At 74.8% G+C, this 15,452-nt stretch carries 12 protein-coding genes and 2 pseudogenes; 9 read left to right on the forward strand and 5 right to left on the reverse strand.

Translation table 11 applies throughout. The features are described 5' to 3' along the window. The first annotated feature begins 142 nt into the window (after window positions 1-142). From ABEB13_RS08760 to ABEB13_RS08795, 8 genes are all read left to right on the forward strand, one after another. On the forward strand, window positions 143-2,089 hold the full coding sequence (locus tag ABEB13_RS08760) for a glycosyltransferase (RefSeq protein ID WP_345705018.1): 1,947 nt from the start codon (window positions 143-145) through the stop codon (window positions 2,087-2,089). Continuing rightward, window positions 2,086-2,877 carry a hypothetical protein gene (locus ABEB13_RS08765; protein WP_345705019.1) on the forward strand — a complete coding sequence of 264 codons (792 nt, stop codon included), beginning with the start codon at window positions 2,086-2,088 and terminating at the stop codon, window positions 2,875-2,877. The genes ABEB13_RS08760 and ABEB13_RS08765 overlap by 4 nt, the downstream gene beginning before the upstream one ends. A 31-nt stretch (window positions 2,878-2,908) precedes the next feature. Continuing rightward, window positions 2,909-3,088, forward strand: a complete 180-nt coding sequence (locus ABEB13_RS08770; RefSeq protein ID WP_345705020.1) for a hypothetical protein — start codon at window positions 2,909-2,911, stop codon at window positions 3,086-3,088. After that, window positions 3,085-4,227: an LCP family protein gene (locus tag ABEB13_RS08775; RefSeq protein WP_345705021.1), complete on the forward strand. Its 1,143-nt coding sequence runs from the start codon at window positions 3,085-3,087 to the stop codon at window positions 4,225-4,227. Before ABEB13_RS08770 ends, ABEB13_RS08775 begins: the two co-directional genes overlap by 4 nt. Before the next feature lie 111 nt (window positions 4,228-4,338). Continuing rightward, window positions 4,339-5,025: a hypothetical protein gene (locus ABEB13_RS08780; protein ID WP_345705022.1), complete on the forward strand. Its 687-nt coding sequence runs from the start codon at window positions 4,339-4,341 to the stop codon at window positions 5,023-5,025. Beyond that, a complete protein-coding gene (gene cpt / locus ABEB13_RS08785) occupies window positions 5,022-5,570 on the forward strand; it encodes a chloramphenicol phosphotransferase CPT (protein ID WP_345705023.1) in 549 nt (182 codons plus the stop codon). Before ABEB13_RS08780 ends, cpt begins: the two co-directional genes overlap by 4 nt. 488 nt (window positions 5,571-6,058) lie before the next feature. Further along, entirely contained in the window at window positions 6,059-7,249 is a 1,191-nt protein-coding gene (locus ABEB13_RS08790) for a serine hydrolase domain-containing protein (protein WP_345705024.1), read from the forward strand. A gap of 162 nt (window positions 7,250-7,411) precedes the next feature. Then, window positions 7,412-8,890, forward strand: coding sequence for a vWA domain-containing protein (locus ABEB13_RS08795; RefSeq protein ID WP_345705025.1), 1,479 nt, complete (start codon window positions 7,412-7,414; stop codon window positions 8,888-8,890). Between the two features lie 115 nt (window positions 8,891-9,005). On the opposite strand, the gene ABEB13_RS08800 is transcribed toward ABEB13_RS08795, so the two are convergent. Next, complete coding sequence (locus ABEB13_RS08800; RefSeq protein ID WP_345705026.1) at window positions 9,006-9,344, reverse strand: hypothetical protein; 339 nt, start codon at window positions 9,342-9,344, stop codon at window positions 9,006-9,008. 701 nt (window positions 9,345-10,045) lie between these two features. Between ABEB13_RS08800 and ABEB13_RS08805 the strand changes: the two genes are divergently transcribed. Continuing rightward, window positions 10,046-10,423, forward strand: a complete 378-nt coding sequence (locus tag ABEB13_RS08805; protein WP_345705027.1) for an aggregation-promoting factor C-terminal-like domain-containing protein — start codon at window positions 10,046-10,048, stop codon at window positions 10,421-10,423. 636 nt (window positions 10,424-11,059) lie between these two features. Here ABEB13_RS08805 and ABEB13_RS08810 read toward each other — a convergent pair. The 4 genes and pseudogenes from ABEB13_RS08810 to ABEB13_RS08825 form a co-directional block, all read right to left on the reverse strand. Continuing rightward, a pseudogene (locus ABEB13_RS08810) lies at window positions 11,060-12,150 on the reverse strand (aldose epimerase family protein). Window positions 12,151-12,314: 164 nt separating this feature from the next. Next, window positions 12,315-13,330, reverse strand: a pseudogene (locus tag ABEB13_RS08815) (LacI family DNA-binding transcriptional regulator). An 80-nt stretch (window positions 13,331-13,410) separates the two neighbouring features. Then, window positions 13,411-14,460, reverse strand: coding sequence for an ABC transporter permease (locus ABEB13_RS08820; RefSeq protein WP_345705028.1), 1,050 nt, complete (start codon window positions 14,458-14,460; stop codon window positions 13,411-13,413). Next, window positions 14,457-15,425, reverse strand: a complete 969-nt coding sequence (locus tag ABEB13_RS08825) for an ABC transporter permease (RefSeq protein ID WP_345705029.1) — start codon at window positions 15,423-15,425, stop codon at window positions 14,457-14,459. Before ABEB13_RS08825 ends, ABEB13_RS08820 begins: the two co-directional genes overlap by 4 nt. Window positions 15,426-15,452 lie beyond the last annotated feature (27 nt).

Genomic DNA, 15,452 nt, shown 5'->3' on the forward strand with positions numbered 1-15,452 from the left:
CGTGGGCCGCCGTCGACCGGCGGCACGGACGATGGCCGTCCCGGAGCCCCGCACACCCGTGCGGGCCGGGGCGGCCGCTCGGCGAACGGATCCCGGGGCGCACCCGGAAGCCCGGACGCCGCGGAGGAGGAGTGGGATCAGCATGACGGTCAGGGTCAGCGTTGTCGTGCCCGTGTACAACTGCGGTGCGCGCTTCTGGCCGACGCTGGAGTCGCTGCGGGCGCAGACGATGCCGCGCAGCGACTTCGAGGTGATCCTCGTCGACGACGGGTCCACCGACACCACGGTGCAGTCACTGCGCGGCGACACCGCCTTCGACCGGTGGATCCGCGTCGTGGCGAGTGAGCACAGCGGCGGGCCGGGCCGGCCGCGCAACATCGGTGTCGACGAGGCCGTCGGCGAGTTCGTGCTCTTCCTGGACGGCGACGACCGGCTGGCCCCGGAGGCGCTGGAGCGCCTGTACGCGCAGGCCGTCCGGGCGGACGCCGACATCGTGGTGCCCCGGACGGCCGGGCACGGCCGCCCGGTGCCGCGGGACGCCACCGCCCTGCCGCTGGAGCGCGGGCATCTGCTGACCCACCCGGCGCTGGTGCAGTCCATGACGGCGCTCAAGCTCTTCCGCCGGTCGTTCCTGCTCCGCCAGGGGCTGCGCTTCCCGGAGGGGCGGGTGCCGTTGGAGGACCACCTCTTCACCCTGCGCGCCCATCTGGCGGCCGGCAGCGTCTCGGTGGTGCACGACTACACCTGCTACCACGCGGTGCGCCGATCCGATCCGGGGCCGCCGCCGCACGCCGGCACCGGCATCGCGGACGTCTGCCGCTCGGTGGCCGCCCTCTTCGGCCTCGTCCGGCAGGGCGTCGCGCCCGGCCCGCAGCAGGACGCCCTGATCGCCCACTGGTACCAGGAGCAGTTGCTCGGCCGGCTGGACGAGCGGGTCCTCGGGCAGAGCGCCGCCGGGTACGCGAAGACGCACCGGGCGATCCTCGACCTGGTGCAGCGGGAGGTGCCCCCGCAGGTCGACGCGCACCTGCCCGCCACCCTGCGGGTCCGATCGGCGGTGCTGCGCTCCGGGAGCGCGGAGGACCTCCGGGTGCTGGCCCGGCACGAGGCGGGGTTCACCCACCACACCCGGGTGGAGGCGCTCGGCTGGAACGCCGGCCGGTTCTCGGTGATGACCAGCAGCGACCTCCTCCACCAGGGCAAGGACGGCACCGTCCGGCCGGTGCGGTTCGTCGTGGACGGCGACCGCCTGCGCTGGGACCTGCCGGCGGGCCTGCTGGCCCTGCCCGGTGTCGCCGAGGCCGCGGACATGACGGAGGCGCTCGCCGCCACCGCGCTGCGGGGCTACGCCCGGCTGCGGGACGACAACACCGACGTCTATCTGCCGGGGCACCACCGGCTGGTGAGCATTCCGCTGGGCCGCAACGCGGACGGGCTGCCGACGGTGTCCGTCCGGGTGGAGGCGACCACCGAGTTCGACGCGGCCCGCGCCGACCACGACCGGCCCGTGACCGGCCTGTGGGACTTCAACATCCTGATCGAGACGTGCGGTTGGCGCCGCCCGCGTCGTATCGGCGACAACCGCAGCCCGGTCGCCGACGGTCAGCTGAGGCCCGCGTTCCTCGCCGACGCGACGTTGGTGGCGCCCTACTGGACGAAGACCGGCAATCTCAGCGTGCGGGTCGCCCCCGCGGCGCCCGGTGCGCTGAAGCAGGCCGTCCGGGAGCCGGACCGGTCGGCGGTGTGGGCGGACGGCCCGGCGCTCCGGGTCCGCATCCCGGTCGAACTCGCCCCGCTGGAGCGGCCGGTGGCCGTCGAGGTGACGCTGGCCGCGGAGCCGGGGCGGACGCTGGCGGTGCCGGGCCGGATCGCGCCCGGCGAGGCGGCCGACCTCGCCGTGCTGGAGTTCTCGGCGCCCGTCGGTGCGCTGGGCCCCGACGGGCCGGCGGCGGGAGCGGCGGCGGCGCCGGGCGCCTGCGCGTGGGAGATCCACCTCCGTCAGGACGGCGCCGGGAAGTCGGCCGCGCTCGGCCTGACGCTCGGTCAGGCCGGGCCGGGTTCGTGGTCGGTGGCAGGGGCGCGCCCGTGACCGGCGCCGACCGGCGGCGGCGCTCGCTGCTGCTCGGCGGGCTGGGGGCCGCGGGCGTGCTGGGACTGGGGGTCGCGGTGTCGCCCCGCGCCGGGCGGCAGGGCGGCGCGCAGGGCCCGTTCGCCCTCGACGCGGCCTCCGGTGCGCTCCTGCGGGAGGCCGAACTGGCCGGCACCGGCACGGTGATGCAGTCCTTCTCGTTCGACAACACCAACCGGTGGATCATCGCCGCGCAGATCCGCGACCGGGCCAGGGGCGACCTGCGGCTCTCCCGGCTCTCGCTGGACGGCGGGCTCGACGCCGAGATGATGCTCAGGGGCTTCGGCCACGGCGGGCAGATCGGTGTCGTCCCCGACGGCACGGGAAGTCACGTCTGGGTGGAGTCCTCCCCGCCGACGAGGACGGCACGGCCTGGGGCACCCGGGTGGCGCGGGTCCGGTTCGCCGACGGCGGGGAGGTGGACGCGGACTCCGGCGAGGTCGAGGAGTTCGACCTCGTCCCGGGGGCGCGCCGGGTCACCTGCGCGGTCGACCCGCGGCAGCGCCGGCTGGCGGTCCGCTTCCAGGTCGGCGGCGAGCAGCGGTTCCGGGTGTACGACCTGGAAGCCGTCGCCGCCGGCGGGAACAGGCCCGTCCACGACGTGCCCGCGCCGCGACCGCACGTCACCCGGGCGAACCCGAAGCCGTACGCCCAGGGCTTCGCCCTCTACGACCGGTACCTCTACACCCTCGAAGGCAGCCCGTACGGCGTCGCCGACTCGGTGGCGCCCACCGGCAACACCTGGGTGACCTGCACCGACCTGTCCGTGCCGGGGGCCGTGTGCTGGCGTCCCGCCAGCTCACCGACGGTGCGCAGCTGCCCCACCGCGAACCCGAGGGGATGGCCGTCCTCCTCCCCGGCCCGGCGGACAGCCACCGGCCGCGGCTGGCGTTCGGCCTCGCCTCGATCCGGGACGGCAGCACCCGACTGGCCAGCATCTACTACAAGGAAGCCCGTTGACCACGCACTCCCCCGTCGACCCCCCGCACGCGCTCGCGGACCTGATGTCCGCCGACGAGCCGGCCGCCACCGACCCGGCGACCGGCGAGGGCGGTCCGGCCGTACCCGCGCCCGGCCGGACCCGCCGGCGGCGGCGCCGTCCGCTGCTGATCGCCCTGGCCCTGCTGGGCGTCCTGCTGCTGGGCGGGGCCGGGGCGGCGTGGTGGACGGTGCACCAGCTGGGCTCCAACATCCACCGCGAGGACGGCGTGTTCGACCGGGCGGCCCTGCCGGACGCGGGCCCCCGCCCGGAGGCCGACCCGGCCGCGGGCAAGGCGATGAACATCCTGCTGGTCGGCTCCGACTCGCGCGGCCCGGCCTCCACCGGCAGCGAGGCACAGACCGACTTCGAGGACCAGCGCGGCAACCGCACCGACACCATGATGGTGCTGCACATCCCGTCGGACCGCTCGGCGATCCGGGCGGTGTCGATCCCCCGCGACTCGTGGGTGCCGATCCCGGGCCACGGCGAGGCCAAGATCAACGCGGCCTTCTCCTGGGGCGGGCCGCGGCTGCTGGTCGCCACCGTCGAGGGCGTGACGGGGATCCGGATCGACCACTACGTGGCGGTGGACTTCGACGGCTTCAAGGCCATGGTCGACGCCCTGGACGGGGTGGACGTCACCCTTCCGGCCGCCGCCCACGACCCCTCCCAGCACGTGGACTTCGCCGCCGGCGTCAACCACCTCGACGGCGCCCGGGCGCTGCAGTTCGTCCGGCAGCGCCACGGGCTCGCCCGCGGCGACTTCGACCGCGTCGTGCGGCAGCAGCAGCTGCTCGCGGCGATCGCCGGCAAGACCCTCGACGAGGGCGTGCTGTCGCACCCGCTGCGGACGAAGGACCTGCTCGACTCGATGACCCGGACGATGACCGTCGACAGCGGCTTCGCCCTCACCGACATGCTGGGCCTGGCGAGCAGCCTGAAGAACGTGCGCACCTCGCAGCTGGACTTCCGGACGGTGCCCACCACCGGCACGGGCTGGCGGCAGAAGCAGAGTGTCGTGCTGCTGGACGACGCGCGCGCGGCCGAGCTGTTCACCGCCGTCCGCAAGGACACGGTCTGGCCGAAGGCGGCGAAGGGCGAGACCTGGAAGCCCTGACCCGCGGCTGCCACGTATGCCCAGGCACCGTCCGCCCTCGCCGAGGGCGCGGTCCGGTAGCATCGCGGTCTTCGGCCGTCGTCGTGCGGCCGGAGCCTCTGCGGAGCCCCCATGCCCCCACTCCCCCTTCCGGCAGCCGTTGCCGCCGTCGCCGTCGCCTTCCGGGGCGCGGCGGTCCACTCGGACGAGACCGGCTGCGGCCGCTGCTTCGGCGACGCCACGCTCCGCATCCTGCGGTCGCCCGGCGCGCCGCTGCCTCCCGACGACGTTGCCCGGATATCCGGGAAGGACCCGACCCACTGGGAGGACCGGCCCGCCGTCATGCGCCGGATCCTGCCCCGGCTCGTCGCCCTGCTGGCCGAGGGGACGGACGATCCCGACCGCCTCGCCCGCGGGCTGGCCGCCGCGGGGTGGCAGCAGTGGCCGGCCCCGGAGTCCCGGGCGGTCGCCAGGTTCCTGGACGCCTGGTGGGCCGCGGCGCTCGCCGAGGACACCCCGCCCACCCCGGCGGCGGACGTCCTGGCGGCCTGCACGATCGCCCGTGCGTCCGCGACTCCCTTCCTCGCCCGGTGGGCGACCGACACCTCGATGACGGCCCGGGCCCACCTGGCACGGAGCGCCCCTCGGTGGTGGGAGGACTTCGACCTGGGCCACAGTCCCTTCGACTGGTGGTGGGGATCCGACACGGCCCGGGATGCCGCCGACGCGGAGCTGCGGGAGTTCCTCACTGTTCACGCACCGCGGGCCGGCACCGCCCGTTCCGGTCGTCCCGGCGGGCCGCCTATCGTGGCGTCATGACCCAGGTGATCGTGCTCAACGGCGGCTCCAGCTCCGGCAAGTCGGGGCTCGTCCGGTGTCTGCAGGCGGTGCTGCCGGGCGCCTGGCTGGCCGTCGGGGTCGACACGCTGGTCGAGGCCCTGCCCGCCGCCCTGCGGACCTCCGGGGCCGGGATCGGGTTCGCCCCGGACGGCGGGGTGTCCGTCGGGGAGGCGTTCCGGGCGCTGGAGGCGGCATGGATGGCGGGGGTGGCCGCGATGGCCGACGCGGGCGCGCACATTCTGGTCGACGACGTGTTCCTCGGCGGAGCGGCCTCGCAGCAGCGGTGGCGCGACGCGCTGGCCGGTCTGCCGGTGCTGTGGGTGGGTGTCCGGTGCGATGCCGCGGTCGCCGCGGACCGTGAGGTGGCCCGGGGCGACCGGGTCACCGGGATGGCGGCGTCGCAGGCGGACGCCGTCCACCGCGGCGTGGTCTACGACCTGGAGGTCGACACCGGGAAGGCCGAGTCGATGGCGTGTGCCCGGCGTGTGGCCCGGCATCTCGCCGAACCGGCCGACTCGGCCTGAACGACGCTTCGCGGCAACGGAGTTCCGGCAGGTCGCGTACCTCTCGCCGCATCGGGCCCCAGCCTTCAGGCCGGTCGCAGCCGCTTCGTCCGGACGGTGGCGCTGTGGCGGACTTCCATGCCGACGGGCAGGTACAGGGCGAGTGCTCCGGTGAGCGAGTGCGTCGCACCCGGCCGTACAGCTCGCGCTCGCAGGCGGCCACCAGACGGTGGACGGTGCCGATGTCGTCGGCGGTGATCGGACGTCCCCGGTAGCCGGGTGGCAGCGTCGGCAGGAGATCCGGCATCGGTCGGCACCCCGGGCGGCGATTCTGCCACAGCGGTTCCCGCCGCGGCGTCGGGAGCGGGCGCCGAGCGGAAGCCCGCAGGGGCCCGTCGCGGCGCCGAACGAGTGGACTCGTCCGGCTGCGCACCGGACGGGGCCCTCCGCCCGTGGTCCGGGTGGTGACGTTGCCGTCTGAGCCCCCGACCGGAAGGCGACACCCCGCGATGCACAGCACCCCCTCCCGCCGTACGTTCACCACGGCGCTCCTCGCCGCGTCCGTCCTGGCCGCGGCCCCTGCCACGGCCGCCCGCGCCGCGGGCCGGGACCGCCACGGCGAGGACGACTGCCCGCCGGACGGCCTCGGCCCCGAGCTGACCGCCCGGCTGGACACGGCCATCGAGGACGTCCGCAAGCAGGCCGGCATCCCCGGTGTCGTGGCCGGACTGTGGATGCCGGGCAAGGGACGCTACGTCCGCGCGACCGGGGTCGCCGACACCGCCACCGGCAGGCCGATGACCACCGATGTCCTCGTCCGGATCGGCAGCGAGACCAAGACCTTCACGGTCACCGCGCTGCTCCAGCTCGTCGACGAACGGCGGATCGGCCTGGACGACCCGATCTCCGCCTACGTCCACGGTGTGCCCGACGGCCGCCGGATCACGCTGCGTCAGCTTGCCGGGATGCGCAGCGGCCTGTTCCCGTACACCTCCGACCCGGACTTCGTGCAGGCACTGGAGAGCGACCCGAGCCGCTCGTTCACCCCGCGCGAGGTGCTCGCCTACGGCTTCAAGCACGACAACACCTTCGCGCCGGGCGCGATGTTCCAGTACTCCAACACCAACCTCGTCCTGCTCGGCCTGGTGATCGAGAAGGTGAGCGGCCTCGCGCTGGCCGACGTCATCCGGCGGCGGGTCCTCCGTCCGGCCGGCCTGCACCGCACGTTCTTCCCGAGCGGGCCCCAGTTCCCCGAGCCGCACCCGCGCGGGTACACCGACCAGACGCTGAGCGGCGCCATCACGGACTCCACGGACTGGAACCCGAGTTGGGCCTGGGCCGCCGGGGCGATGATCTCGGACCTGCAGGACCTGCGCCGCTGGGCCCGGATCGTCGCCACCGGGACACTGCTCAGCCCGCAGACCCAGCGGGAGCGGCTCACGGTGCTGCCGACCGGCTTCCCCGGCACGGACTACGGTCTGGGCATCTTCGAGACCGGCGGATGGATCGGGCACAACGGCTCCATCCCGGGCTACGAGACGGTGACCGTCCACCTGCCGTCGCAGCGGGCCACCCTCGTGATCATGATCAACACGGACATGTTCTCCGCCGGCCAGGAGCCGTCCACGCTCCTCGCCCGGTCGATCACCGAAATCGCGACGCCGGACAACGTCTACGACCGCCCCGTCCCGCCGCGGTAGGCCCGGGGACCACGTGCCCGGTCGACGCGGACACCGACGGCAAGGCGGGACTCCGACGCGAGCCCGGGCGCCGAACCGCGTCGTGCCGGGAGGCCCTTGGACGGCCGGGGCTGGTCGAGCGGATACCTGGGCCGGGGGCCGTCGGCTTGGGAGACTGGGGACATGACGGCGAATTCTCTGGCCAAGGGCGCCAACTCCCCGGTCGCGGCGGACTCCGTGCTGGCCGTGTTCGGCTGGACGGCGCGGCCGGGCGGACCCCGGGTGCGGGTGTGGGCGCTGCTGGTCGGCCCGGACGGACGGGTCGGCGCGGATGCGGTGGTGGGCGGTCCGCGACCGTCCCATGCGTCGGAGCCGGTGCGGGGGCATCCCGACGGGCGGATCGAGGTGCACCTCGCCGCCCTCGGCGCGGCCGTGGACCGGGTGCTGCTCTGCGCGACGGCCGAGGACGGGACGTTCGGCGGACTGGCCGACCTCCGCCTGTCCCTGACGGACGGCCGGAGCGGTGCCGCGGTGGCCGAGTTCGCGATCGCCGCGACCCGGGAGACGGCGATCGTGGGCGGCGAGCTGTACCGCCGCGCCGGGCAGTGGCGCTTCCGCGCCGTGGGACAGGGCTACGCGACGGGGTGGGCCGGCCTGACGGCCGCCTTCGGCGCCACCGAACCGCTCCCGCCGCCCCTGCCCACGCCGCAGGCCCCGCCGACGCCGACCCCGGCGGCACCACCGGCACCACCGGCCCCACCGCCACCCACCCCGACCGTGCAGCTGCGGATGCCGCCCCCGGCCACCCCTCCCGTCCCGCCACCGGCGACACCCACGCCGACCGTGCAGCTGCGGATGCCGCCGACCGCCGGGGCGTACGGCACGCCGCCGACGGCCGCTCCGGAGGAGGACGTGCTGCCGGTGGACATGCGCAAGCGGATGTCCCTGCGCAAGCAGCAGGTCGCGGTCAGTCTGGCGAAGCACGGTGCGGCGGGCGTCTCGGCCCGGGTGGTGCTCGTCCTGGACGCGTCCGGCTCGATGGCGCCCCTCTACTGGCAGGGCACGGTGACGGGGGTGGTGGAGCGGATGGCCGCGGTGGCCGCACAGCTCGGCCAGGGGCGCCCGATGCCCGCCTGGACGTTCGCGACGCATCCGGCCCGCCTCCCGGACCTCACCCTCGCCGGGCTGCCGGAGTGGCTGGCCCGGCACGTCCGGGTGGGCGAGATCAGCCTCTTCGGCCGCCCCCGGAAGCCGCGCCGCGGCCTGCTGCCCGGGCAGGTGGACATGCGGATGGTGGGTGTCCAGAACGAGGAGCAGCGGGTCATCGCGGAGGTGCGCGCCCATGTGCGGGCCCAGCCGGCGGACGGCCCGACGCTGGTGCTGTTCTTCTCGGACGGCGGGGTCTACCGCAACGCCGAGATCGAGGGCCAGCTGCGGGAGGCGGTCGAGGAGCCGGTGTTCTGGCAGTTCGTGGGACTGGGGCAGGCCGACTACGGGGTGCTGGAGCGGTTCGACACACTGCCGGGCCGGCGCGTGGACAACGTGGGGTTCTTCGCGGTGGACGACATCGCCGTGCTCTCCGACGCGGAGCTGTACGACCGGCTGCTGTCGGAGTTCCCGCTCTGGCTGGCGGCGGCGCAGCGGGCGGGCATCCTGCGCTGAGCCCTGGTGGTCCCGGGCCCGGGACCACCGGGAGCTGCCCTCCGGACGACGACGGCGCCCCGCCCGCCCCGTGGCCGGGGCGCGGCGGGGCGCCGTGACGGAGTGCTGCCCTCCGCTACACCAGGAGCGACCTCACCGCACGGCAGGTCGCCGCGGACGGGCGGTGGATGCCGACCCGGACGGCCATCGCCCGGATCCGCCGGTTGGTCGCCTGCTCCGGCCGGTAGATGCCGGAGTCCAGCAGGACGACCGCCAGGCGCATGGCCTTGAGGCGGCGGTTGTGGTCGATGTACCAGTCGCGCGGCAGCCCGGCCGGCAGTGGCTGGACGGCGGGCGGACCGGAGCGGCGGACGGGTCGGACAGGACGAGCGGTGCGCTTGGCGCGCGCGGGACGGGGCGGGGCGGCGGGTTGGCCGGCCGAGGGGACGGCGCGGGTCGACAGGGCAGCGGACATCGACGACCTCCTGGTGCGGTGGTGGGGCGCTCGCTGACAACTCCCATGCTAGGCGGGGGGTATGACAATTCCGGGGGCTCCCGGGGGCCCCGCGGGACGCCCCCTGTGACCCGGGCCACCCGCACCCGCCGGCGAAGGGCCGGAGCCCCTCTCCGTGTCGCGCGGGTCACCGCCAACTCCGGAATGAAATCGGGCAATCCCCTACAAATCGGTCAACAAAACGCGCCCCGCCGGTGAGGGTGCTCACACGCCCCAGGGGTCAACGACGATCCATAGGAGAACAAAACGGACGAAAGGCCTGATCGCGGACGAACCTCTCGGCTCCTGCCCGCCCGGAGGCGTCCTTGCAGGTCAGCGGCATGATGGCGACCCGCGCACGCCCGCGCCGCAGCGCCGCCGCGGCCCCTCGGCCGACCCAGTGACGACTCGTCACTACGGAGGTCCGTCGTAGCAGGGGGCTCTTGGCGGGGGTTCCCGGCCCGCTAACAATTGCGGAGTCGCCCAGACACCTGGGACTGCGGACAACACCGCAGGCCAGTTCCTCCTGGACACGGCCAAGAACGCGTCGTGCCACCGTGCCCCGCACCGATCACGGAGCCTCCCGGCTCCACCCACGTGCTACCGACACGTGCGATCGGACCGGCGGGGACGCGGCCAACCCGATTGAGGTCAGTATTTCCATGCCCATTATTTCCACTCGTATGCGTACCCGTGCCGCTCTGGTCACCGCCGCCGCCGGTCTTGCCGCCGTCGGTGCCGCCGTCGCCCCGGCCGCCACCGCTTCCGCGGCCTCGCTGTCCCCGCAGAGCATCGCCGCCCAGGTCGTGCCCGCGAACCAGCTGGCGTCCTTCAACCAGATCATCTCGCACGAGTCCGGGTGGAACGTCCACGCCACCAACGCCTCCTCCGGCGCCTACGGCCTGGGCCAGGCCCTGCCGGGCTCCAAGATGGCCTCCGCCGGTGCGGACTGGAAGACCAACCCGAAGACCCAGATCAAGTGGGCCTACGACTACATGAACTCCCGCTACGGCAGCCCGAACGCCGCCTGGTCCTTCTGGCAGAACCACCACTGGTACTAAGCCCACCGGTACTAAGCCCACCGGCTGAACCCCGTGCGCTGCACCGAGTGACCGCGCCGTCCCGGCCGGTCCGGACCTGACCCGGACCGGCCGCGCCCCGCGGCAGAGCCCGCCGGCCGGGCACCCCGACGACCCGTCCGCCACGAGCGGACCGGGCACCGGGGTGCCCGGCCGGCGGGCTTTCGGCGATGGTGGGCACCGCACGCCGCGACGGCCCGGACGGGCCGCCCGCGGTCGGCCGGAACGCCCGACCGCGGGCGAGAGCCTGCAGGCGACCGCCTGCGGACGGCGGCCTGCGGAACGGCCCGCGGCACACCGTCACCGGCTGAGCCGTTCGGGTGACCGCGGTCGGCGGCAGAGCGCCTGGGCACCTGCGGCCGGCCCGCCGCGCCGGGCCGTCACGGCGTACGCGATCCCTCCTGGCCGGTGCCGCCCGGGCTGCACTGCCGGGGGATCCGGGGCGGCCACGGCGGCAGGGTCGACGGGCGGAAGGACCTGATCGGGGCGGGACTGAAGAGCGGTTGGCGGGTCACGACGGGCTCCTTCGGTGTGCAGCCTCCGACACGTGCGGTGCGCACCCGGCTGCGCTCCGACTCTGCACCCGTCCGGGCGCACGCGCAGCACGACTGCCCGTGGTCAGGACCGCGGGCGGCCCGGCCCGGGCAGGTGCGGGAAGCGGTACTCGGTGCGGCTGGTGAACAGCTCGCCCGGGCGCAGCACGGTGCTCGGGTAGGCGGGCCGGTTGGGGGCGTCGGGGAAGTGCTGGGTCTCCAGGCAGATCGCGGCGTGGCGTCCGTAGCCGCGCCCGTCGGGGCCGGTGAGGGTGCCGTCGAGCTGGTTGCCGGTGTAGACCTGCACACCCGGTTCGGTCGTCCAGACCTCCAGGACGCGGGCGGCCGCGGGGGCGCTGAGCCGGGCGGCCCGGCGCGGCGCCGCCCGGCGGTCGCGGGGGCTCAGGATCCAGCAGTGGTCGTAGCCGCCGGCGTCGCGCAGTTGCGGCTCGGGGCTGTCGAGCATCTCGCCGATCCGCTGCGGGGAGGTCAGGTCGAAGGGGGTGCCCGCGACGGGTGCGGGTGGCCCGGTCGGGATGCCGTGGGCGTCGACGGGGAGGTAGGCCGGGAGTCGACCTGCAGGGTGTGGTCGAGGATGTCGGGCCGGCCGGTGAGGTTGAAGTAGGCGTGGTTGGTGAGGCTGACGACCGTGGGCCGGTCGGTGGCGGCGGTGTAGTCGATCGCGAGGGTGCCGTCGGCGCCCAGGGTGTAGGTGACGGTGGCGTCGAGGGCGCCGGGGAATCCCATGTCGCCGTGCGGGCTGTGCAGTGAGAGGCGGACGGCGGCGCGGTCGTCGTCCTCGACCGCGGCCGCCTGCCAGATGCGGCGGTCGAAGCCGTCCGGGCCGCCGTGCAGGGCGTGGCCGCGGTCGTTGACCGGGATGCGGTGCTCGGTGCCGTCGAGGGTGAAGCGGCCGTGGGCGATGCGGTTGGCGTAGCGGCCGACGAGCGCGCCGAGGTAGGGGCTCTGCGCGGCGTAGCGCTCGGCGGTGGCCAGCGAGAGGACGACACCGGCGGCCTCACCGGCGGTGTCGGGGACGGCGAGGTGGTGGAGGATGCCGCCGTAGGTGAGGATCTCGGCGTGCACACCGGTGCCGGAGTCGAGCTGCCAGGCCTGGACGGCGGTGCCGTCGGGCAGGGTGCCGAACGGCCGGCAGCGGACGGTGGGTCGGGGCATGGTCGTGTCCTCGGGACGGGCGGCTGCGCCCGGCGGGGCGGCGGCCGGGACGGTGGATGGTCGGGAGCGCGGAGGGGCGGGGGCGCGGGGGCCGGGGTCGGCGGCGGGGAGCGGCGCACGCGCACGGCGCGATCCCGCGGCCGTGTGCGTGCTCCGGCGTCGGATCAGCGGCTCCGTCCGGCCGTGGAGTCGCGGATCACGAGCCGGTGGCCCGGCCGCTCGCGCCGGGGCTCGGCGGGGGCTGTCCGGTGAGGCGGGCGGTGAGCCGGTCGACGGCGAGCCGGGCGATGGCGGACTTGTCCGGGGAGATGGTGGTCAGCGGGACGGCGCAGAAGCGGCCGTCCTCGATGTCGTCGAAGCCGGCCACGGCGACGTCCTCCGGGATGCGCAGGCCACGTTCGGTGAGGGTGCGCATGGCGCCGATGGCGATCAGGTCGTTGTAGGCGAACACCGCGTCGGGCCGCTCGCCGCGGTCCAGCAGGGCGGCCATCGCGGCGGCGCCGTCGGCCCGGCCGTAGCCGTCGGTGACGACGACCAGTGCCTCGTCCGGTTCGATGCCGGCGGCGACGAGTTCCTCGCGCCAGCCGCGCAGCCGCATGTGGGCGGGCTGGCGCTCGTGCCCGGTGCGGGAGCCGAGGAAGGCGATCCGCCGGTGGCCCAGCGACAGCAGGTGGCGGACGGCCTCCCGGGCCGCGGCGACGTTGTCGATGGCGATGTGGTCGTACGGCGCCTCGTACTCGCGCTCGCCGAGGAGCACCAGGGGCACCGTCTCGTCGCGGCCGGTGAGGTCCTCGGTCTCCAGGTGGATCGGGCTGAGGATGAGTCCGTCGATGACGTGCGAGCTGAAGCCCTGGCTGACGTGGATCTCCCGCTCGCGGCGGCCCGCGGTGTGGTCGACCAGCACGGTGTAGTCGTGCCGGGCGGCGGCGTCGATGACGGCGCCGGCCAGTTCGGCGAAGTACGGGTTGCCGAGTTCGGGGACGGCGAGGGCGATGATGCCGGTGCGTCCCTTGCGCAGGTGGCGCGCGGTCAGGTTGGGCCGGTAGCCGAGCTCGTCGATGGCCTTCTGCACCCGGGCCCGCATCTGCGGGGTGACGTGCGGATAGCTGTTGACCACGTTCGACACGGTCTTGACGGAGACGCCCGCCCGCTGCGCGACGTCCTTGAGGCTGACGCCCACGGCACTCCTTCGTTGACTGGGACCGGCCCCGGCGGTGGCCGGGGCCGGCGTGGGGTCCGGGCGCACCGCCCGGACCCGACCTAGGTCGTTCTGCGGCCGCGGACGAGGTAGCGCTGCGCGACCACGACCAGGATCAGGAAGCCGCCGCTGACCACCGACTGGTAGGAGGAGTTCAGCGAGCCGATCTGGTTGATCAGGTTCTGGATGACGGCCAGCAGGAGGACGCCCCACAGGGTGCCGCTGACCGTGCCGGCGCCGCCGACCAGCAGGGTGCCGCCGATGACGACGGCCGAGATCGCGTCGAGTTCCATGCCGACGCCGACGATGGTGACGCCCGAGGAGAGCCGGGCCGCGTTGATCGCACCGGCCAGGCCGGCCAGCAGGCCGCTGAGCAGGTAGACCGTCACCTTGGCCCGGGCCACCGGCAGTCCCATCAGGGTCGCCGCGTCCGAGCTGCCGCCGACCGCGAACAGCGTCTGGCCGAAGGACGTCCGCTGGAGCAGTACGCCGCCGAGGCCGAACAGCGCCAGCGCCACGATCAGCGGGTGGCCGAAGCCCCAGACGGTGCCCTGGCCGAGCTCGGCGAACGCGGAGTGCCGGGGGACGAGGTAGGTGGTCGCGCCCTCGTGGGTGATGGCGAGCAGCAGGCCGCGGGCCGCGAGCAGCGAGGCCAGCGTGACGATGAAGGGCGCCATGCCGGCCTTCGCGACCAGCAGGCCGTTGACCGTGCCGATCGCGCCGCAGACCACGAGCGGCAGCAGCAGCGCCGGGACGATGCCCCACTGCGAGGCCCAGGCGGCCAGCACACCGCCGAGGGCGAAGACCGAGCCGACCGACAGGTCGATGCCGCCCGTGATGATGACCAGCGTCATGCCGAGCGCGACGATCGCGAGGAAGGACGCCTGGACGGTGACCCCGCGGGCGTTGTCGAGGGTGCCGAACGTCGGGTAGACGAAGGAGGAGACGAGGACCACGGCGAGCAGGACGGCGAGCACGCCCTGGCGCTGGACGAGCGAGAGGAGGCGCTCACGACCGGTCGTCGCTGGGGCGCGGCCGGCGGGCGGCGCCGCCGGTCCCTCGGGCCGGGCGGTGGCGGGCTCGGACAGGCCGAGTGCGGGAGTGGGGTTCATCGGGATCGGCGCTCCCGGGCGACATAGACGGCGGCGAGGATGATGGCCGCCTGGGCGATCTGGGCGGTGGAGTCGGGCAGGTCGTGCTTGACGAGGGTGGCGCGCAGCAGCTGCATCAGCAGGGCGCCCGCGACGGTGCCGAGCACCCGGACGGAGCCACCGGTGAGCGGGGTGCCGCCGACCACGACGGCGGTGATGGCGGAGAGTTCCATCAGGTTGCCGAGCGAGGACGGGTCACTGGCCGTCAGCCGGGCGGTCGCGAGGACGCCGGCCAGCGCGGCGAGGACGCCGCACAGCACGTACACGCCGGTGAGCAGGCGCTTGACCGGCAGGCCGGCCAGGGCGGCCGCGGCGCGGTTGCCGCCGACGGCGACCACCTGCCGGCCGAAGGTGGTGCGCTGGACGAGGAAGGCCACGGCGAGGGCCAGCAGGCCCGCGATGACGACCACCAGCGGTACCCCGAGGACGCTGTCCGTGCCGAGCGCCAGCAGGTCGGGGTTGACGATCTGCTTGAGCTGGCCGTCGGCGAAGACCAGGGCCAGACCGCGTCCGCCGACGAACAGGGCGAGGGTCGCGACGATCGGTTGCAGCCCGACGACGGACACCAGGGCGCCGTTGATCAGGCCGACCACCGCGCCGGTGAGCAGGGCGATCAGCAGGGCCGGCACCAGCCCGTAGCCGAGGTAGAGCGGCAGCAGGGCGGAGGCCAGCGCCATGGTGGAGCCGACCGACAGGTCGACGCCCTCGGTGCCGATCACCAGGGCCATGCCGAGGGCCACGATCACCACGGGGGCGACCTGGACGAGCTGGGTCCGCAGGTTGTCGACGGTCAGGAACCGCTCGGTGAACAGTGCGTTGAAGACCAGGAGGACCGCGAGCGCCGCATAGACGCCGTACTCCTGGAACCACGCGGAACTCGGCAGCCGGGTCAGGCCGCGCGCGGGGACGGCGGTCGCCTGGGTCATCGGGGTCCTCCTTGCCGGCGCGGGCCG

The sequence above is a fragment of the Kitasatospora paranensis genome (assembly GCF_039544005.1).
Lineage (GTDB): Bacteria > Actinomycetota > Actinomycetes > Streptomycetales > Streptomycetaceae > Kitasatospora > Kitasatospora paranensis.